Origin of the sequence: Anaeromyxobacter sp. (assembly GCA_016718565.1) — a bacterium.
Taxonomy (GTDB): Bacteria; Myxococcota; Myxococcia; order Myxococcales; family Anaeromyxobacteraceae; genus JADKCZ01.
Genome location: JADKCZ010000001.1, coordinates 432,281 through 450,821 on the forward strand (window position 1 = coordinate 432,281; position 18,541 = coordinate 450,821).

Here is an 18,541-nt window from a genome sequence, read left to right on the forward strand (position 1 = left end):
TAGGATCCGCCGCCACCCGTGGGGTCCCCCGCCATGCACGCGCTGCCAGCCGCCCTCCTCGCCGCCGTCCTCTCCGCGACCCCGGCGGCCCCGGCCGCCCGGCCCCGCCCCCTGGTCCAGGAGGCCCCCCTGCGCGCCCACCTGGCCTTCCTGGCCGACGACCTCCTGGAGGGGCGCGGCACCGGGCAGCGCGGCGGGGCGCTGGCGGTCCGCTACCTGGAGACCCAGCTCAGGGCGCTGGGGCTGGCGCCGGCGGTGGGCCAGGGCTACCTGCAGCGCGCCGAGGTGCAGGGCGTGAAGCTCCGGCCCGCCGAGAGCGCGCTCACCTTCCACGGCCCCGGCGGCGCGCTGCCGGCGACGCTCGGCGAGGACCTGGTGGCGGCCAGCGGGCAGGGCAGCGGCGAGGTGCGGCTCGAGGCCGAGGTGGTCTTCGTGGGCTTCGGCATCCAGGCCGCCGCCGAGCGCTGGGACGACTACCAGGGGGCCGACCTGCGGGGGAAGCTGCTGCTCATGCTGGTGAACGAGCCGCCGCCCACCGCCGGGGAGCCGGGCCGCTTCGGCGGCGCCGACCTCACCGAGTACGGCCGCTGGACCTGGAAGTTCGAGGAGGCGGCCCGGCGCGGCGCGGCCGGGGTGCTGCTGGTGCACACCACCGAGTCGGCCTCCTACGGCTGGGGGGTGGTGCGCACCGGCTTCGGCGGCGAGAAGTTCCGCCTGGCGGCGGGGCCGCGCCTCACGCCGCTGCAGGGCTGGGTCACCGAGGCCTTCGCCCGGCGGCTGGCGGCGGCCGGCGGCCAGGACCTCGACGCCCTGCGCGCCCGCGCCCTGGTCCGCGGCTTCCGGCCCGTGCCGCTCGGCCTGGGCCTGACGGCCCGGCTCACCTCCGACGTCCGCACCTTCACGCAGGAGAACGTGGCCGGGGTGGTGCGCGGCACCGACCCCGCCCTGGCGAGGGAGGCGGTGCTCTACAGCGCCCACTGGGATCACTTCGGGGTGGTGGACGGCACCATCCGCAACGGCGCGGTGGACAACGCCTCCGGCTGCGCCGCCGCGCTGGCGCTGGCGCAGGCCGCGGCGGGGAGCCCGGCCCGCCGCTCGCAGGTCTTCCTCTTCACCTTCGGCGAGGAGCAGGGGCTGCTCGGCGCCTCCGCCTGGGTGCAGGAGGGGCCCTGGCCGGTGGCCGACACGGTGGCCAACCTGAACCTCGAGTCGCTCAACTTCGTCGGCCCCTCGCGCGACGTGGAGTTCCTGGGGGGGCGGCGCTCCACCCTGCTGGCGCTGGCCCAGCGGGTGGCGCCCCTCACCGGCCTGACGCTCCGCCTCGACGACCCCGACCCGGCCGGCCTCTCCTTCCGCAGCGACCACTTCCCCTTCGCCCGCGCCGGCGTGCCGGCCCTGAGCCCGGGCTTCAGCCTGGCAGGCCAGCGCGACTACCTGCGCGACGGCGAGGCCAGCCGCGCCCGGGCCGCCGCCAACCTGGAGCGCTACCACCAGGCCAGCGACGACTACGATCCGGCCTGGGACCTCTCCGGCATGGTGCAGCACGCCCAGTTCGTCCTCGACCTCGGCCAGGCCGTGGCCGACGCCCCCGACCGGCCCACCTGGAGGACGCCATGAACCCCGCCTTCACCGCCCACCTGGCCGGCCAGCTCTCCCGGCTCGAGGCCGACGGCCTGCTGAAGCGCGAGCGGGTCATGACCAGCCCGCAGGGCGCCTGGGTGGAGGTGGGCGGCCGGCGGGTCCTGAACCTGTGCGCCAACAACTACCTGGGCCTGGCCGGCCGGCCCGAGCTGGTGGCGGCGGCCCAGGCGGCGCTGCCGCGCCACGGCTTCGGCCTCTCCTCGGTGCGCTTCATCTGCGGCACCCAGGACGTGCACGCCGCGCTGGAGGCCAGGCTGGCCCGCTTCCTCGGGTACGAGGACGCCATCCTCTTCTCCTCCTGCTTCGACGCCAACGGCGGCGTCTTCGAGGCCCTGCTCGGCGAGGAGGACGCGGTGGTCTCCGACGCCCTCAACCACGCCTCCATCATCGACGGCATCCGGCTGTGCAAGGCCAGGCGCTACCGCTACGCCAACGGCGACCTGGCCGACCTGGAGGTCCAGCTCCGCCAGGCCGCGGCCGACGGGGCCCGCTTCACCCTGGTGGTGACCGACGGCGTCTTCTCCATGGACGGCTACCTGGCCAGGCTGCCGGGCATCTGCGACCTGGCCGAGCGGCACGGCGCGCTGCTCATGGTGGACGACAGCCACGCGGTCGGCTTCGTGGGGGCCCACGGCCGCGGCACGCCCGAGCACTTCGGGGTGGAGGGGCGGGTGGACCTGGTCACCGGCACGCTCGGCAAGGCGCTGGGCGGCGCCTCGGGCGGCTACGTGGCCGGCTCCCGGGAGGTGGTGGGCTGGCTGCGCCAGAAGGCGCGGCCCTACCTCTTCTCCAACACGCTCATGCCGGCCATCGCCGACGTGAGCCTGACGGTGCTCGACCTGGTGGAGCGGGGCGACGACCTCCGGGCCCGGCTGCGCGACAACGCGGCCTTCTTCCGCGGCGAGCTGGCGCGGCTGGGCTTCACCCTGCTGCCCGGCGAGCACCCCATCATCCCGGTCATGCTCGACGAGGCGCCGCTGGCCCAGGCCTTCGCGGCCCGCCTGCTGGAGGAGGGGGTCTACGCGGTGGGCTTCTTCTTCCCGGTGGTGCCGAAGGGCAAGGCCCGCCTCCGCACCCAGATGAGCGCGGCCCACTCGCGCCAGGACCTCGAGGTGGCGGTGGCGGCCTTCGAGCGGACCGGCCGGGCGCTCGGGGTGATCAGGTGACCCGGCGGCGCGCGGCGGCGCGGCGCGGCGGCGGGCGGGAGCGGCGCGGCGGATCCGAGGAGGCGGCATGAAGGCCCTGGCGAAGACCGAGCGGAAGGAAGGCATCTGGCTGGTGCAGGACGCGCCCGAGCCGGCGGTGGGCGTGCACGACGTGCTGATCCGCGTCCGCAAGAGCGCCATCTGCGGCACCGACGTGCACATCTACAACTGGGACGAGTGGAGCCAGCGCACCATCCCGGTGCCCATGATCGTGGGGCACGAGTACGTCGGGGTGGTGGAGCGGGTGGGGGCCGAGGTGGAGGCCTTCAAGCCCGGCGACCGGGTCAGCGGGGAGGGGCACCTGACCTGCGGCTTCTGCCGCAACTGCCGGGCCGGCCGGCGCCACCTGTGCCGCCACACCGTCGGCGTGGGGGTGAACCGGCCCGGCTCGTTCGCCGAGCTGCTCTCCATCCCCTCGGTCAACGCCTACCTGATCCCCGACGACGTCCCGGACGACATCGCCGCCATCTTCGACCCCTACGGCAACGCGGTGCACACCGCGCTCTCCTTCGACCTGGTGGGCGAGGACGTGCTCATCACCGGGGCCGGCCCCATCGGCGCCATGGCGGCGGCGGTGGCGCGCCACGTGGGCGCCCGCCACGTGGTGGTCACCGACGTCAACGACTACCGGCTGGAGCTGGCCGCCAGGCTGGGCGCCTCGCGCACCGTCAACGTGGCCAGGGAGGACCTGCGGGCGGTGATGGCCGGCCTCGGCATGAAGGAGGGGTTCGACGTCGGCCTGGAGATGAGCGGCAACGGCGGCGCCTTCCGGCAGCTGCTGGAGGTGATGAACCACGGCGGCAAGGTGGCGCTGCTGGGCATCATGGCGGGCCAGGAGGCCATCGACTGGAGCCAGGTGGTCTTCAAGGGGCTGACGCTCAAGGGCATCTACGGCCGGGAGATGTTCGAGACCTGGTACAAGATGGCGGCCATGCTGCAGGGCGGGCTGGACCTCTCGCCGGTGGTGACCCACCACTTCCCCATCGACCGTTTCCAGGAGGGGTTCGACGTCATGCGCAGCGGCCGCTCCGGCAAGGTGATCCTGGACTGGAGCTGAGCGCAGGCGCCGGCCGGTCCGGGCGGCGCCGGGCCGACTCCCCCCTCCGCCGGTATCCCGCGCCGCCGGCTGGGCCTATGCTCGCCCGGTCGGCCCCGCCGACCACCCGTGACCCAGCTCGCCTTGCCACCCCACCGCCAGCGCTGCCTGCGCTGCCGGCGCCCGCAGCGCGCCTGCTGGTGCCCCCACCTCCGGCCGGTGGAGAGCGCCACCCGCACCTGCTTCCTGCAGCACCCGCGCGAGGAGCGGACCGCCATCGGCACGGCCCGCATGGCCCACCTGTCGCTCCCCAACTCGGAGCTGCACCTGGGGGTCTCCTTCGAGGACCACCCGCGGGTGCGGGCGCTGGCGGCCGAGCCGGGCACGGCGCTGCTCTTCCCCGGCGAGGGGGCGCTCGACCCGGCGGCGCTGCGCGGCCAGGCGCCCACCACGGTCATCGTGGTCGACGGCACCTGGTCGCAGGCGCGCAAGGTGGTCAAGCGGAACCCCTTCCTGCTCGGCCTGCCGCGCCTGGCCTTCACGCCCGAGCAGCCCAGCAACTACCGGATCCGGCTGGAGCCGTCGCTGGAGTACGTCTCCACCATCGAGGCGGTGGTCCACCTGCTCGGGGCGCTGGAGGGCGCGCCGCAGCGGTACCGGCCCATCCTCGACGCCTTCGACGCCATGGTGGACCTGCAGATCGCGGCGCGCGACGCCCGCGCCGGCCCGCCGCGCCGCCGCCGGCCCCGCGCCCGGCAGCCCCGGGCCGACCTGACGGTGTCCGCCCTGCGGTCGCGGCCGGCCGACGTGGTGGCGCTCTACGCCGAGGCCAACGGCTGGGCCACCGGCAGCGGCGTGGCCGGGGAGGACGAGCTCATCCAGCTCAGCGCCGCCCGGCCGCTCACCGGCGAGCGGTTCGAGGCCTTCCTGGCCCCGCGGCGCCCGCTCGGGCCCGGGGTGCCGACCCACCTCGAGGTCGAGGCCGGGCTGCTGCTCGGCGGCGAGCCGGTGGCCCGGGCGCTGGCGCGCTTCGAGGCCTTCCTGCGGCCGGGCGACCTCTTCTGCGGCTGGGGCCCCTACGCGCTCGGGCTGCTCCGGGCGGAGGGCGGGCCGGAGCGCGAGTTCGCCGACCTGCGGCTGGCCTGCGCCCGCCGGCTGCAGCGGCGCCCGGGCGGCGTGGAGCAGGCGGTGCGGCTGCTGGGGCGCGAGGCGCTGCCGCCGCCCCTCGGGCCCGGCCGGGCCGGGCGCCGGCTGGCCTGCCTGCTCGAGGTGCTGGGCCGCCTGGTCGAGGAGGACCGACAGCCCGGCCGCCCCGGCGACGGCCAGCCAGGTTGACGGCCGGCCCCGGCGGGGGCGCCGCGACCGGTCCGCTTGACTCGGGCGCCGCTGGCCTTATCTGTAACCAAACCGGTTGCTCATAACGGCACCTCACACGGAGTGGAACCCATGCCGAACGCCTCGCTCTTCGCCCCCGCCACCCTCGGGCCCCTGGCCCTCTCGAACCGGCTGGTCATGGCCCCCATGACCCGCAGCCGCGCCGTGGAGGCCAACACCCCCAACGCCCTGATGGCCGAGTACTACGCCCAGCGGGCCGGGGCCGGGCTGATCGTCACCGAGGGGACCTCGCCGTCGCCCAACGGCGTCGGCTACCCGCGCATCCCCGGCCTGTGGAGCGCCGGCCAGGTGGCCGGCTGGCGCCTGGTCACCGACGCCGTCCACGCCCGCGGCGGGCGCATCTTCGTGCAGCTCATGCACACCGGGCGGGTGGGCCACCCGCTCAACCTGCCGGCCGGCGCCGAGGTGCTGGCGCCCAGCGCGGTGCAGGCGCCCGGCGAGATGTACACCGACGCCAAGGGGCTGCAGCCGCACCCGGTGCCCCGCGCCATGACCGAGGCCGAGGTGCGCGCCGCCATCGCCGAGCACGTGACGGCCGCCAGGAACGCCGTGGCCGCCGGCTTCGACGGCGTCGAGCTGCACGGCGCCAACGGCTACCTCCTCGAGCAGTTCATCAGCCCAGACACCAACCGGCGCAGCGACGCCTGGGGCGGCTCCATCGAGAAGCGGCTGGCCTTCCCGCTCGAGGTGGCCCGGCAGGTGGCGGCGGCCATCGGCGGGGAGCGGGTCGGCATCCGGCTCTCACCCTACGGCGTCAACGCCGGCATGGTGGCCTGGCCGGAGATCGACGAGACCTTCACCGCGCTGGTGAAGGCGCTGGTCGCCACCGGGATCCAGTACGTCCACCTGGTGGACCACTCGGCCATGGGCGCGCCGCCGGTGTCGGCGGCGCTGAAGCTGGCGCTGCGCCAGGCCTGGCCGCGCACCCTCATCCTGGCCGGCGGCTTCGACCGGGCCGGCGCCGAGGCGGCGCTGGCGGAGGGGCGCGCCGACCTGGTCGCCTTCGGCCGGCCGTTCCTGGCCAACCCGGACCTGGTGACGCGGCTCCAGCGCGGGGTGCCGCTCAACGCGCCCGACTTCGCCACCTTCTACCTGCCCGGACCCAAGGGCTACACCGACTACCCCGCGGCGGCCTGAGAGGCCGTGAAGAAATCCCCTCCCGTCGCCGGATCGGCCGATGCGCGGCGCATCGCTGCGTCGCGCCTCCCTCACATATCGGCGAGATATGCTCGGTCGGCGCGCCTTGCGCTGCTTGCGCCTCGACCGCCCGGCTCGGTCCGGGGATTCCCTCACGGCCTCTGAGCCGCCGGGGCGGGCGCGCCGGGCGCCGCGCCGGGCGCCGCGCCGGCGCAGCCCGGCCGTCTACGGCCGGTACCGGCTCCCCACCAGTGGCGGCGCGTCGGTGCGCGCCACGTGGCAGGCGGTGCAGATCCAGCGCGCCCCGGCCACCTTCTCGCCCACCTGGTCCGGCGCGTGGCGCAGGTCCACGTAGTGGCTGCGCGGCAGCGGCGTCGGCTCGCCGGGCACCTTGGGCCCGGCGTGCTGGTGGCAGTCGAGACAGGCGCTCTGCTCGCGGGTGATGGGCAGCAGGTCGGCCACGCCGTGCGGCACCACCGGCGGGATCTGGGTCCCGAGCCGCGGCGGCGGGGGGGTCTTCTCGCCCGGGGCCGAGTCCTCGGCCTTCCAGGCGGGGGGCGCCGGCACCTCGAAGACGCTGGTCTTCGAGAGGCCCAGGTCCCGGTCCTTCACCGGCGCCGCCGCCGGGGCGGGCGGCGCGGCGGGGGCGGTGGCCCTGGGTGCGGCGCAGGCGGAGAGGGCGGCGAGCCCGGCGGCGGCGAGGAGGGCGGTCAGGTGGGTGCGCATGGGGGCCTCGCTCAGGCGACCTTGGTGATCTTGACGGCGCACTTCTTGTAGTCCGTCTCCTTGGAGATCGGACAGGTGGCGTCGAGGGTCAGCTTGTTGATGAAGACCCCCTCGTCGAACCAGGGCACGTAGACCAGCCCGCGCGGCACCCGGTTGCGGCCGCCCACGGTGACGCGCGCCTGGATCTTGCCTCGCCGGGACTCGATCCAGGCCAGCTCGCCGACCGCCAGCCCGCGCGAGGCGGCGTCCTTCTCGTTCATCCAGAGCAGCGCCTCGGGCACCGCGGCGTGCAGCTGCGGCACCCGCCGGGTCATGGTGCCGGAGTGCCAGTGCTCCAGCACCCGGCCGGTGCACAGCCACAGGTCGTAGGTGGCGTCGGGCGACTCGGGCGGCTCCTGCCAGGGGCGGAAGAAGATCTTGGCCTTGCCGGCCAGCGCCACCGGGTCGCCCGGCTTCGCGCCGGAGAGGTCACCCTGCGGCAGCTTCTTGGCGAACTTCCCGTAGAAGTCGAAGCCCGAGCCCTTCCTGGCGTAGGGGTCGTACTGGTCGTTGAAGCGCCAGAGCGTCTCCTTGCCGTCCACCACCGGCCAGCGCAGGCCGCGCACGTCGTCGCGGTGGTAGGTGTCGAAGGAGGCCAGGTCGTGGCCGTGGCCCAGGCCGAAGGTCCGGTACTCCTCGAAGAGCGCCTTCTCGGGGAACCAGTCCAGGCCGCCGGCCGACACCGTGCAGTTCGGCTTGCCGGCCGAGACCGGCTCCGGCCACTTGAACTTCAGGGCCGCCGGCGTGGCGAAGAGCGCCTGGTAGAGCGTGGACTCGGGGGTCAGCCCCAGCCCGGCCGCGCCGGCCAGCACCGACGGCAGCTTGCCCTTCTCGAACCCCTCGGCCTCCAGGCCGGGCACCCGCTGCTCGCCCCAGACCTCGGCCAGGGTGAAGCGCTTGGAGAACTCCAGCATCTGCCAGACGTCGCTGCGCGCCTCGCCGGGCGGGCTCACCACCTGGCGCCACAGCTGGGTGCGCCGCTCCGAGTTCCCGTAGCCGCCCCACTTCTCGTAGATCATGGCCGACGGCAGGATCAGGTCGGCCACCTTGGACGAGAGCGTCGGGTAGACGTCCGAGACCACGATGAAGTTGTCGAGCTTCCGCGCCGCCTCGATCCAGTGGTTGGCGTTGGCGGTGGACTGGAACGGGTTGGTCACCTGCACCCAGAGCCAGCGCAGCGTGCCGTCCTCCAGGTCGCGCATCATCTGCACGATGTGGCTGCCCACCTTGGGGTTGATGGTGCCGTGCGGCAGCTTCCACAGCTCCTCGGCGTGGGTGCGGTGGCTGGCGTCGTCCACCGTCATGTCGGCCGGCAGCCGGTGCGAGAAGGTGCCCACCTCGCGGGCCGTGCCGCAGGCGGAGGGCTGGCCGGTCAGCGAGAAGGCCCCGCTGCCCGGCTTGGCCTGCTTGCCGGTGAGCAGGTGCAGCATGTAGGCCTGCTCGTTCACCCAGGTGCCGCGGGTGTGCTGGTTGAAGCCCATGGTCCAGTACGAGACCACCTTGCGGGAGGGCGAGCAGTACTCGTTGGCCAGCAGCTTGAGCTTGGCCTTGAAGTCGGCCAGCGGCTCGTCGGGGTCGCCCTTGGCCAGCTGGGCCACGAAGTCGAGCGTGTAGGGCTCGACGCCCCTGGCGAACTCCTCGAAGGAGATGAGCCAGTGCTTCTGCGGGGCCCCGGCGGCGCCCTGCGCCTTCTCGTGCCGGGTGGCCGGGTCCAGGCCGCGGGCCACCGCCTCCTCGCGGGTGAGCACGATGGTCCGCTGCCGCGCCTGCGTGTCCTTCTCGGCCGGGAAGGCCTTGAGGTCGTCCCCGCGCAGCCCGAAGCCGATGTCGGTGGGGCCGGCCGCGAAGACGCAGTGCCTGGCCACGTAGTCCTGGTCCACCGCGCCGCGCTTCAGCACCTCGCGGGCCAGGTAGTTCCAGATGGCCAGGTCCGAGTTCGGCTTGAAGACCACCTCCAGGTCGGCCGCCTCGGAGGTGGCGTTGGCGTAGGTGGTGAGGTTGAAGGTGCGGTAGCTGGGGCGGCGCTGCCGCTCGTCGACGATGCGCGCCCAGAGCATGGGGTGCATCTCGGCCATGTTGGCGCCCCAGGTGACCACCGTGTCGGTCAGCTCGATGTCGTCGTAGCAGCCCGACGGCTCGTCGATGCCGAAGGTCTGCATGAAGGCCGCCACCGCCGAGGCCATGCAGTGGCGGGCATTGGGGTCGAGGTTGTTGGAGCGCCAGCCGGCCTTGACCAGCTTCGAGGCGGCGTACCCCTCCATGATGGTGTACTGGCCGGAGCCCATGACGCCCACGCCGGTGGGGCCGAGGGCGGCGTGGGCGCGGGTCCACTGCCGCTTCATCTCGTCGAAGGCCTCCTCCCAGGAGACCTCCTCGAAGTCGCCCTGCTTGTCGAAGACGCCGTTGCGCTTGCGCAGCAGCGGCCGGGTCAGGCGGTCCTGCCCGTAGAGGATCTGGGCGCAGGCGTACCCCTTGGCGCAGAGCAGGCCGCGGTTGACCGGGCTCTGCGGGTCGCCCTTCACCGCCACCACGCGCCCCTCGGTGGTGGCGATCTGGATGCCGCAGCCGGTGCCGCAGAAGCGGCAGACGCCCTTGTCCCAGGTCCAGCCCGTGGCCTCCGCCGGGAGCACCGGCAGGGGGACCCCCGCCGTGCCGACCGCCAGGGTGGTGAGGCCCGCCTCGAGGAGCTGCCGCCGCGTCAGCGTCCAGGACATCGTGATCCCTCCCAGGGTGAAGGGGGAGAGGAGGAGCAAGGGCCACGCCACCCCGCAAGCGCCCGCGCCCATTGAGGCGGCGGGCGGCCGGGCGGGCCGGCGCACCCACCGGTCGGTGGCGGCGCACCGAACGGTGGGTGGTCAAAGGATCCGCGCCGCGCCCAGCCGCCCGGCCTGCCAGGGGAAACGCGCCTGGCCTGGGGCCTGCACCGAAGGGTCGGTGGAGGTACCCTTGCACCCGATGCCGCTGCCCATCGTCACCCACGACGTCCACGACACCATCGTCGAAGAGGCCATCCAGGCCGTGCTGGCCACGGTGGAGCTCGACGTGGTGCTCGACCGGACCGGCCGGCTGCTGGAGCGCCGCTTCGGTGCCACCCGGGTGGTCATCCACCGGGTGGACGGCCAGCCGGAGGGGCGGGCCGTCACCGCGCTGGTCTCCGACCCGCGCCACCCGCCGGCCGGGGTGGGCGACGGCTTCGAGCTGGCCGGCACCGCGGCCGGCCAGGCCCTGGCGACGCGCCGGCCGGTGGTGGTGGATCCGGTGGACCCGGCCCACCCCCGCTTCCGCGACGAGCCGCGCCTGGCGGCCCTGGGCTACGGCTCGCTGGTGGCCTTCCCGCTGGTCTTCGAGGGGCAGGCCCTGGGCGTGCTGGAGATCGCGCACCCGCCGCAGGAGGGGCTGCTGGACTGCTGCTTCCAGGTGGCGGGGCAGGTGGCCTCGCTGGTGGCCATCGCCCTGCACAACAGCCTGCTGGTGGAGGAGGTGCGCCGCCTCAACCGGCTGCTGGGGCACGAGAACGCGCTGCTCAAGGAGGAGCTGCGGCAGGTGAAGCCGCAGGCCCGCTACCTGGCCGAGAGCGCGCCCATGCGCGAGGTGCTGGAGCAGGTGCGCCGGGTGGCGCCCTCCGACACCACCGTGCTGGTCCGCGGCGAGACCGGGGCCGGCAAGGAGGGGCTGGCGCGCATGCTGCACGACCTCTCGCCGCGCGCCGGCGCGCCCTTCGTGCCGGTCAACCTCGGCGCCATCCCCGAGGGGCTCATCGAGAGCGAGCTCTTCGGCCACGAGAAGGGGGCCTTCACCGGCGCGGTCAGGCGGCGCACCGGCCGCTTCGAGCAGGCCGACGGCGGCACCGTGTTCCTCGACGAGGTGGGCGACGCGCCGGCCTCGGTGCAGGTGCGGCTGCTGCGCGTGCTGCAGGAGCGCGAGCTCACCCGGGTGGGCGGCAGCGAGGTGGTGAAGGTGGACGTGCGGGTGGTGGCCGCCACCAACCGCGACCTGGAGCGCGCCGTGGCGGCCGGCACCTTCCGCGAGGACCTCTACTACCGCCTGGCGGTCTTCCCCCTCCGGCTGCCGCCGCTGCGCGAGCGGCGCGCCGACCTGAAGCCGCTGGCCCTGCACTTCCTCGAGCGCCACGCCGCCGCCATGCACCGCAGGCCCCCCGAGGTGCCGGAGGCCTTCTGGCGCGCGCTGGAGGCCCACCCCTGGCCCGGCAACGTGCGCGAGCTGGAGAACTTCGTGCAGCGGGCGCTCATCCTCTCGCCCGGGCCGGTGCTGGCGCTGCCGGGGCCGCCCGGCGGCGGGGCGCCGGCGCAGCGCGGGGCCGGCCGGGACGGCGCGCCCGGCACCTTCGAGGAGGAGGCCCGGCAGGTCCTCGAGCGGGCCCTCCTGGCCTGCGGCGGACAGGTCTACGGGCCCAAGGGGGCCGCGGCGCTGCTCGGGCTCAAGCCCACCACGCTGCAGGGGAAGATGAAGCGGTATGGCTTGTAGGTGCCACCCCCACCGCCCGGCCGGTCCACCGCACCGAAATCCCGGTGCCCCCCCGCGCCGCCCCCGTTCAACCCCCCGCCACCACGGCACCCCGGTCCTGGCAGGCCCCTTGCTCACGAGGAGCGTCGGACCCCCGCCCGCGGCCACTCCCGGCCACCCGGCGGTCCGAAGAGGGATGGTGCGACATGGCCCTGGCTGGCTTGAAGGTGATCGACCCCGCGGCCCTGCCGCCCGCGGCCGCGGTGCGGCTGGAGCAGCTCCTCGACTACGCCGACGGCGCGGTGTTGAGCCGGGCCCTGGTGAAGGCCCCGGGCGGCTCGCTGACCCTCTTCGCCTTCGAGGCCGGGCAGGAGCTCTCCGAGCACACCGCCCCCTTCGACGCGGTGGTGCAGGTGCTCGACGGCGAGGTGGACCTCACCATCGGCGGGGCCCCGGTGACCGCCCGCGGCGGCGAGGCGGTCCTCATGCCGGCCCACGTGCCGCACGCGCTCAGGGCCCGCACGCGCTTCAAGATGCTGCTCACCATGCTGCGCGGCCAGCCCGCCGGCGGCGCGGCCCGCGACCCGAGGGCGGCGTGAGCGGCGCGCGCGTGGTGAAGCGCCTCGACGCCCGGCCGCTCCGGGCGCGCGGCATCCACCCGGTGGAGCAGGTGCTCACCGACCTGCGGGCGCTCCTGCCCGGCGAGGCCTATGAGCTCGTCACCCCGCACCCGCCCGGCCCCATCATCGAGCAGGCCCGGCCGCTCGGCCTGTCCGCGGCCTCGGAGCAGCTCGGCCCGGACGAGTGCCTCACCACCTTCACGCGCGGCGGCTGAGGGGGTCGGCCCGGCGCGCCCGGCGCGGGCCCCCGGGCCGCCGCCGCGGACCGCGCCGCGGCGAGCCCCCGACGCGACGATGCCCCGGGGCCGGCCTGCGCCCCGGGGCCTCCCGTCACGCCGGACGCCCCGGCCTCAGGCGGCCCGCTGCGCCTCGGCCGCCCGCGGAGCCGCGGCGGCCCGCTCGGCCCGCCGGATGGACGCGTCCAGCACCCAGGCGCGGATCACGAAGGCCAGCAGCGCCACCACGCCCACGTCGAAGATCAGGTCGGGCACCACGCGCGCCCAGGTGGCGGCGTGGATGAAGGCGCTGCCGGTCACCTCGGGGCTGCGGGCCCACCAGGTGCCCTTCTCGACGGCCGCGTGCAGCTGGTAGATGCCGGCCGGCAGGAGCGACAGGAACATCATGGTGAACAGGCCCAGGTTGAGCCCCCAGAAGGCCACCTTCAGGAGCCGGTCGCTCCAGGCCTCCGGCCGCACGATGGAGCGGAGCGCGAAGAGCATGAGCGCGATGGCCAGGAAGCCGTAGACGCCGAAGAGCGCGCCGTGGCTGTGGATGGGCGTCGTGTCGATGCCCTGCGAGTAGTAGAGGACGATGGGCGGGTTGATGAGGAAGCCGAAGACGCCGGCGCCCAGCATGTTCCAGAAGGCCACCGCCGCGAAGAACCAGAGCGGCCAGCGCCAGGGCCGGGCGTTCTCCCCCGAGCGCGCCAGCTTGAGGTGCTCGTAGACCTCGAAGCCCAGCAGCGAGAGCGGCACCACCTCCAGCGCCGAGAAGGTGGCGCCCAGCGAGGTGATGAAGAGCGGCGTGCCGGAGAAGTAGAGGTGGTGGAAGGTGCCGATGATGCCGGCGCCCAGGTAGAGCACGATGGAGAAGTAGGTGGCGCGCAGCGCCGCCCGGGCCCCCAGCGCGTTGATGCGCACCAGCACGAAGGCCACCGCCACCGTGGCGAAGACCTCGAAGAAGTTCTCCACCCACAGGTGCACCACCCACCAGCGCCAGTAGTCGGCCACCGAGAGGTGGGTGCCGGGCGTGTAGAAGAGCCCCACCGAGTAGAAGAGCGGGATGGAGACCGAGGCGTAGAGCAGGAGGTGCGTCAGGCCGCCCTTGTCGGTCTCCGCCCGGAGCGCCGGGGCCAGCGCCCGCTGCACCAGCCAGAGCCACAGCACCAGGCCGCCGATGAGGGCCACCTGCCAGACGCGCCCCAGCTCGATGTACTCGTAGCCCTGGTGGCCGATGAGCCAGCCGTCGGGGCCGGAGAGCTTGCCCATGACGCCGGCCCAGGTGCCGCCGAGCGAGCCCACCACCACCACCACCAGGGCGCCGAGCAGGACGTAGGTGAGGACCTTCTGGCCCTTGGGCTCGTGCCCGCCCACCGCCGGCCCGATGAACAGGCCGGTGGCCAGCCAGCAGGTGGCGATCCAGAAGACCGCCAGCTGCAGGTGCCAGGTGCGCGAGGCGGCGTAGGGCAGGATCTTCCCCGTGTCCACGCCGAAGATCCGGTTGCCCTCCACCGCGTAGTGGCCGGTGATGGAGCCGAGCACGATCTGCAGGCCGAAGAGCACGATGGCGACGGCGAAGAAGGGGATGGTGGCGCGCTGGCTGGGGGTGGGCTGCGGCACGCCCAGCGCCGGGATGGCCGCCGCGTGCTCCGGGTCCTTCGCCCTGAGCCGCAGGTAGAAGAAGATGGCCAGGGCCGTGCCCAGGATGAGCAGGACCACCGAGGCGATGGACCAGATGAGCGCCGACGGCAGGGCCAGGTTGCCGGCCAGCGGGTCGTAGGGCCAGTTGGCGGTGTAGGTGACGGTGTCGCCGGGCCGGTTGGTCATGGCAGCCCAGGCGGTCCAGAAGAAGAAGTCGGAGACGTGGCCGGCCTCGGCGGCGTCGGCGATGAAGCCGGCCGGGATCGACATGGCGTCGCTCCCGCCGGTGAAGAGCGCGGCGTAGTGGGCCCGCAGCGCCGGCAGCGCCGCGGCCTGGCCCGGCGAGAGGGTGAGCGTGTCGGTGGCGGCGTCGTAGCGGTTCCGCTTCAGCTCGGCGGCCACCTCGGCCTCGACGCGGCCGCGCTCGCCGGGGGCCAGCGCCTCCAGGTCGGCCTGGCCGAAGGCCGTGGCGGCCCGCGGGTCGAGGCCGTGCGCCAGGCCGGCGGCGGTGAGCGCCACGCGGTGCAGGGCGTCGGCCGACCAGTCGGGCGCCAGGTAGCTGCCGTGGCCCCAGACCGAGCCGGTGGACTGCCCGCCGCGCGACAGGTAGGCGCGCTGGCCGAGCCCGATGGCCTCGGCCCCGCTGACCACCTGGCCGGAGGCGTCGACCACCCGCGCCGGGATGGGCGGCTTGTGCCTGGAGATCTGCGCGCCGCCGAACAGCAGCACGGTGAAGGCCCCCACGATGACGAAGAGCAGGACGGCGCGACCGGTGTGGCTCATGTCTCTCTTTCCGCCGGCCCTCCGGGGCCGAGCGCTTCCGAAGCGCCCACCCCTGAGCAAGCGCCCGGCCAGACGCCAAGCCGACGGGATCAGGGCGCTTCGCCTCGAGGCCCGCCCGGTCTCCACCGAAATGCCGGTGGCCGGGCCACCCGCATCCGGGTGCGGCGCCTCACGGGTGGGGAGCCGGCTTGCGCGCGGGCGGGGTGCGCGCCACGGTTCGCCCATGGACGATCTGCCCGAAGGCCTGCCGCGCCGCATCCTCGAGGGCTCCCCCGACGCCGTGCTCGTCTCCGACCGCGGCGGCGCCATCCGCGGCTGGAACGCGGCGGCCACGCGGCTCTTCGGCTTCCCCGACGCCGAGGCGCTGGGCGCCTCGATGGACCTCATCATCCCGGAGCGGCTGCGCGGCCGGCACTGGGGCGGCTGGGACCACGTCATGTCCACCGGCGTGACCCGCTACGGCGACGGGCAGCTCCTGGCGGTGCCGGCCCAGCACCGGGACGGCCGGCAGCTCTCGGTGGAGTTCTCCATCCAGCTCCTGGCCGGCGCCGACGGCCGCATCGAGTGGGTGGTGGCCATCTTCCGCGACGTGACCGAGCGCTTCGGGCGCGACAAGGCGCTCAAGCTGCGCCTGAAGGAGCTGGAGGCCAAGGTCGGCGGGGGGTAGGTCGGCCCCGGTCCGGCCGGGTGGGCAGGTGGGCGGGCCGCCGCGCCGGGGGCGACGCCCTGTCCGGGGGCGGCGCGGTGTAGCATCTGGCCCCAGACCGCCATGGCCGGCCGGACCATCGTCATCGGTGACGTGCACGGGTGTCTCCGCGAGCTGGAGGCGCTGCTGGAGCTGGTGCGCCCGGGCGCGGCCGACGACCTCTGGTTCCTGGGCGACCTGGTGGACCGCGGGCCGGACAGCGCCGGGGTGGTGCGCCGCGTCCGGCAGCTGGGCGCCAACCTGGTGCAGGGCAACCACGACGAGAAGCACGTGCGCTACCGGCGCCACCTGGCCCGCCGGGCCGCCGACCCCGAGTACCGCATCCCCATGTCGCCGTCCGAGCACTTCCTCGAGATCCACCGCAGCCTCTCCGACGACGACATCGAGTGGCTCGCCAGCGCGCCGGTGGTGGCGCGCCTCTCCGACGCGGTGGTGCTGGTGCACGGGGGGCTCATGCCCGGCCGCCCGCTCTCCCGCCCGCTGCGCCCCCTCAACCTGCGCTACCTGCACCGGCGCACCGGCCGCGCCCTCTCGCTGGAGGAGGCCAACGCCAGCCCCGCCGAGGCCATCCACTGGAGCGACCGCTGGAACGGGCCGTGGCGCGTCCTCTACGGCCACGACGCGCAGCCCGAGGTGGTGGCGCGCCGCCGCTCCCTCGGCATCGACACCGGCCTGGTCTACGGGGGCAAGCTCACCGCGGCGGTGCTGACCACGCTCGACCGGGAGGCCAGGCCGGAGCTGGTGCAGGTGAAGGCCGAGCGGGCCTGGCACGAGCACCCGCGCTGGGCGGGCGAGGACTGAGAGGCGACCGGCGGGCCGTCAGCCGCCCCAGGCGACGAAGACCAACGCCCGCCAGAGCCGGTAGACGTAGAGCCCGGAGAGGCGCCAGCCCGCGGCGCGGCGGCCGTAGCGGGCCTCCATGAACTGGCGCGATGGGAAGACCGCCTCGAGGCCGCCTCGCCACGCCACCCGGAGCAGGTTGCGAACCCTGGCGAGCCGGCCCTGCCGGAAGCCCTGCACGGCAGTGAGCTGATGCGCGATCTGGGGATCGAGCGCCGCCGCCAGGTGATCCAGCAGCCGGCCGGAGCCGTCCAACCGGGCGGCCTCGGCGAGCAGCCTCGCCGTGGTGGCCACCGGGCCGCCGGCCTCCCCCGCGTCGTAGAGCCGGCTCGCCTCGCCCGGGTCAGCCCCGCGGCGGACGAGCATGTTCAGGTCCGCGGCCAGCCTGGGCCAGAAGCGCGCATCGCCCTCGTGGTGCAGGAGGGCGTGGTGGACCGCCATCCCGACCAGGTCCACGAGCGAGGGCACGAGCACCTCCTGGCCGGCGCAGGCCACCCGGACGGCGCGAGCCCAGAGCGCCTCTCCGACCGCCGGCCGCAGCCCGGGGCCGGTGGAGGCCATGACGTGCAGCTCGACCAGCAGCCCTGCGGGCGTGCGGAAGCTGGCGGGGTGGTGATGGCCCAAGATGACGGCGTCCTCGCCGCGCAGGGGCCGCCCGTCCGGGCCGTGCGAGAGGGCGGTCTGCCGTGCGCCGCCGGCGGAGAGCAGCGCCACGGCCCGCTCGAGGTCGGCCGGCCTCACAAGCAGGTCCAGGTCATCCAGGTGGCGCAGGGCGCCGTAGGCAGGGTCGAGCGCCGCCAGCGCAGCTCCCTTGAGCAGCAGGCACTCCACCCCGCCGGCCCGCAGCGCACCCGTGAGCCGCGAGGCCTCCCAGAGCGTCTGGGCCGTCTGCGCCACGTTCCGCCGGGCCTCCTCACGGAAGGCAGCCTGGATCTCCCCGGGCAGGGAGGGCTCGAGCCCAGCGGCGGCGATGGCGTTCCAGACGAGGGGCGCCAGGCCGACCGCCTTGACGGCCGAGAAGGTGGAAGGCCAGTCGATCCCGGCGGCGCGGGAGCGCAGCGCCTCGGGCCGTGGGTCGGGTGCGCGGAGCGCCTCGCAGAGGAGGCGGGCCTGGGCGGCGGGGGCGGCGCGGGTCACGGCCGGAGCATAGGCTGGAGCCGCGCCTGGCTCAATTGAGCGAGGCGTGATGCGCGACAAGGAGCCGCAACCATCCCGGCAATCCAGGTGAGGTCGAATTGGGACAAATAGACTCAGGCGAGACTCCAGGGATGCAACCGGGTCCCAGAAGCGCATGATACCTTGGTTATCCTTCACGTAATTGGATCCAGCTTGCCAGCCAGCCAGGCCGCTGGGTCGGTTGGTTGGCCGCTCTGGCCCGCCCGAACCCCTTGTGCGCCAGCAACAGAGAACGCAATAAGGAGCCGTACACGGTCCTCCGAGCAATCAGGGCCACGCCGCCGCGGCGATGCCCAGGCAGGACCATCGCCGACCCGGAGGCTGGGTGAAGAAAAGGACGCGACCCGTCGGCCAGCCGGACCCGGCGGACGGCCCCCTGGCTGTGGGATCCGCGGCGGGCCGCCCGGGGCCGGCCGGTGTGCGCCCCGACCTCGGCGTGGCCGGGCTCAGCGCCGAGGACCTGGCCGCGGGCACCCGCCGCTTCTCGCTGGCCGACGTCTTCCTGGCGGTCCGCTGGATCGAGGCCGGGGTCCAGCGCGAGCACGTGGCGAGGACGCTCGGGGTCTCAACCGTCACGCTTCGGCGCTGGTTCAGGCTCTGGGCGGATGCCATGCCGGACACCGGGGGCCGGCGCTTCGCCATCCAGCAGGCGGCGAACCAGGTGCACCTGGAGGCCCTGCGCTTCGTGATCGACTCGCACCTGTCGGCGCAGCAGAAGGAGCTGTTCGCCCGCCGGCTGGCGGTGCGGTACCGCCTGGTGCCGTCGCGCGCCAAGCGGCTGCTCGGCCTCGGCGCCACCAGGCCGGCGGCGCGTTGAGTCGCGGCCACCTCCGCCATCCCCCCGCACGACCAGCTGGCTGATCCATGTGGACCGGCATTGAGCTGGTGCGCCCTGGAGGCCGCGGCTCATCGCC

The 18,541-nt window shown here is 74.7% G+C and carries 15 protein-coding genes; 11 read left to right on the forward strand and 4 right to left on the reverse strand.

The genetic code is table 11. The annotated features are described in order from the left end of the window. The first annotated feature begins 33 nt into the window (after positions 1–33). The 5 genes from IPO09_01890 (at position 34) to IPO09_01910 (ending at position 6,414) form a co-directional block, all read left to right on the forward strand. A complete protein-coding gene (locus IPO09_01890; GenBank protein ID MBK9516102.1) occupies positions 34–1,617 on the forward strand; it encodes a M28 family peptidase in 1,584 nt (527 codons plus the stop codon). After that, a complete protein-coding gene (locus IPO09_01895) occupies positions 1,614–2,807 on the forward strand; it encodes a glycine C-acetyltransferase (protein MBK9516103.1) in 1,194 nt (397 codons plus the stop codon). The genes IPO09_01890 and IPO09_01895 overlap by 4 nt, the downstream gene beginning before the upstream one ends. A gap of 67 nt (positions 2,808–2,874) precedes the next feature. Further along, positions 2,875–3,903, forward strand: coding sequence for an L-threonine 3-dehydrogenase (gene tdh, locus IPO09_01900; protein MBK9516104.1), 1,029 nt, complete (start codon positions 2,875–2,877; stop codon positions 3,901–3,903). 123 nt (positions 3,904–4,026) lie between these two features. Further along, positions 4,027–5,217 carry a DTW domain-containing protein gene (locus tag IPO09_01905; protein ID MBK9516105.1) on the forward strand — a complete coding sequence of 397 codons (1,191 nt, stop codon included), beginning with the start codon at positions 4,027–4,029 and terminating at the stop codon, positions 5,215–5,217. Positions 5,218–5,328: 111 nt separating this feature from the next. After that, complete coding sequence (locus IPO09_01910; GenBank protein ID MBK9516106.1) at positions 5,329–6,414, forward strand: alkene reductase; 1,086 nt, start codon at positions 5,329–5,331, stop codon at positions 6,412–6,414. Positions 6,415–6,639: 225 nt separating this feature from the next. On the opposite strand, the gene IPO09_01915 is transcribed toward IPO09_01910, so the two are convergent. Together IPO09_01915 and napA are read right to left on the reverse strand one after the other, a co-directional pair. After that, positions 6,640–7,140, reverse strand: a complete 501-nt coding sequence (locus tag IPO09_01915; GenBank protein MBK9516107.1) for a nitrate reductase cytochrome c-type subunit — start codon at positions 7,138–7,140, stop codon at positions 6,640–6,642. An 11-nt stretch (positions 7,141–7,151) separates the two neighbouring features. Then, positions 7,152–9,893: a nitrate reductase catalytic subunit NapA gene (gene napA / locus IPO09_01920; protein MBK9516108.1), complete on the reverse strand. Its 2,742-nt coding sequence runs from the start codon at positions 9,891–9,893 to the stop codon at positions 7,152–7,154. Positions 9,894–10,134: 241 nt separating this feature from the next. On the opposite strand from napA, the gene IPO09_01925 reads away from it, so the two are divergent. The 3 genes from IPO09_01925 (at position 10,135) to IPO09_01935 (ending at position 12,478) form a co-directional block, all read left to right on the forward strand. Beyond that, positions 10,135–11,664: a sigma 54-interacting transcriptional regulator gene (locus IPO09_01925; GenBank protein MBK9516109.1), complete on the forward strand. Its 1,530-nt coding sequence runs from the start codon at positions 10,135–10,137 to the stop codon at positions 11,662–11,664. Between the two features lie 185 nt (positions 11,665–11,849). After that, positions 11,850–12,242, forward strand: a complete 393-nt coding sequence (locus IPO09_01930) for a cupin domain-containing protein (GenBank protein ID MBK9516110.1) — start codon at positions 11,850–11,852, stop codon at positions 12,240–12,242. Next, positions 12,239–12,478, forward strand: a complete 240-nt coding sequence (locus tag IPO09_01935) for a DUF2249 domain-containing protein (GenBank protein MBK9516111.1) — start codon at positions 12,239–12,241, stop codon at positions 12,476–12,478. The genes IPO09_01930 and IPO09_01935 overlap by 4 nt, the downstream gene beginning before the upstream one ends. A gap of 135 nt (positions 12,479–12,613) precedes the next feature. Here the strand turns inward: IPO09_01935 and IPO09_01940 are convergent, their stop codons facing one another. Further along, a complete protein-coding gene (locus IPO09_01940; protein ID MBK9516112.1) occupies positions 12,614–14,905 on the reverse strand; it encodes a nitric-oxide reductase large subunit in 2,292 nt (763 codons plus the stop codon). Between the two features lie 223 nt (positions 14,906–15,128). Here IPO09_01940 and IPO09_01945 point away from each other — a divergent pair, with 223 nt between their 5' ends. Further along, positions 15,129–15,572: a PAS domain S-box protein gene (locus tag IPO09_01945; protein MBK9516113.1), complete on the forward strand. Its 444-nt coding sequence runs from the start codon at positions 15,129–15,131 to the stop codon at positions 15,570–15,572. A 102-nt stretch (positions 15,573–15,674) separates the two neighbouring features. After that, complete coding sequence (locus IPO09_01950; GenBank protein MBK9516114.1) at positions 15,675–16,412, forward strand: serine/threonine protein phosphatase; 738 nt, start codon at positions 15,675–15,677, stop codon at positions 16,410–16,412. Between the two features lie 18 nt (positions 16,413–16,430). Here the strand turns inward: IPO09_01950 and IPO09_01955 are convergent, their stop codons facing one another. Further along, on the reverse strand, positions 16,431–17,588 hold the full coding sequence (locus IPO09_01955; protein ID MBK9516115.1) for a nucleotidyltransferase family protein: 1,158 nt from the start codon (positions 17,586–17,588) through the stop codon (positions 16,431–16,433). A 457-nt stretch (positions 17,589–18,045) separates the two neighbouring features. On the opposite strand from IPO09_01955, the gene IPO09_01960 reads away from it, so the two are divergent. Continuing rightward, complete coding sequence (locus IPO09_01960; protein MBK9516116.1) at positions 18,046–18,444, forward strand: hypothetical protein; 399 nt, start codon at positions 18,046–18,048, stop codon at positions 18,442–18,444. Positions 18,445–18,541 lie beyond the last annotated feature (97 nt).

What these genes read in the sequence shown, in the direction of transcription:
- IPO09_01890 (MBK9516102.1), top strand. Translation starts at nt 34, where the DNA reads ATGCACGCGCTGCCAGCCGCCCTCCTCGCCGCCGTCCTCTCCGCGACC.
- IPO09_01895 (MBK9516103.1), top strand. Translation starts at nt 1,614, where the DNA reads ATGAACCCCGCCTTCACCGCCCACCTGGCCGGCCAGCTCTCCCGGCTC.
- tdh (MBK9516104.1), top strand. Translation starts at nt 2,875, where the DNA reads ATGAAGGCCCTGGCGAAGACCGAGCGGAAGGAAGGCATCTGGCTGGTG.
- IPO09_01910 (MBK9516106.1), top strand. Translation starts at nt 5,329, where the DNA reads ATGCCGAACGCCTCGCTCTTCGCCCCCGCCACCCTCGGGCCCCTGGCC.
- IPO09_01915 (MBK9516107.1), bottom strand. Translation starts at nt 7,140, where the DNA reads ATGCGCACCCACCTGACCGCCCTCCTCGCCGCCGCCGGGCTCGCCGCC.
- napA (MBK9516108.1), bottom strand. Translation starts at nt 9,893, where the DNA reads ATGTCCTGGACGCTGACGCGGCGGCAGCTCCTCGAGGCGGGCCTCACC.
- IPO09_01925 (MBK9516109.1), top strand. Translation starts at nt 10,135, where the DNA reads ATGCCGCTGCCCATCGTCACCCACGACGTCCACGACACCATCGTCGAA.
- IPO09_01930 (MBK9516110.1), top strand. Translation starts at nt 11,850, where the DNA reads ATGGCCCTGGCTGGCTTGAAGGTGATCGACCCCGCGGCCCTGCCGCCC.
- IPO09_01940 (MBK9516112.1), bottom strand. Translation starts at nt 14,905, where the DNA reads ATGAGCCACACCGGTCGCGCCGTCCTGCTCTTCGTCATCGTGGGGGCC.
- IPO09_01945 (MBK9516113.1), top strand. Translation starts at nt 15,129, where the DNA reads ATGGACGATCTGCCCGAAGGCCTGCCGCGCCGCATCCTCGAGGGCTCC.
- IPO09_01950 (MBK9516114.1), top strand. Translation starts at nt 15,675, where the DNA reads ATGGCCGGCCGGACCATCGTCATCGGTGACGTGCACGGGTGTCTCCGC.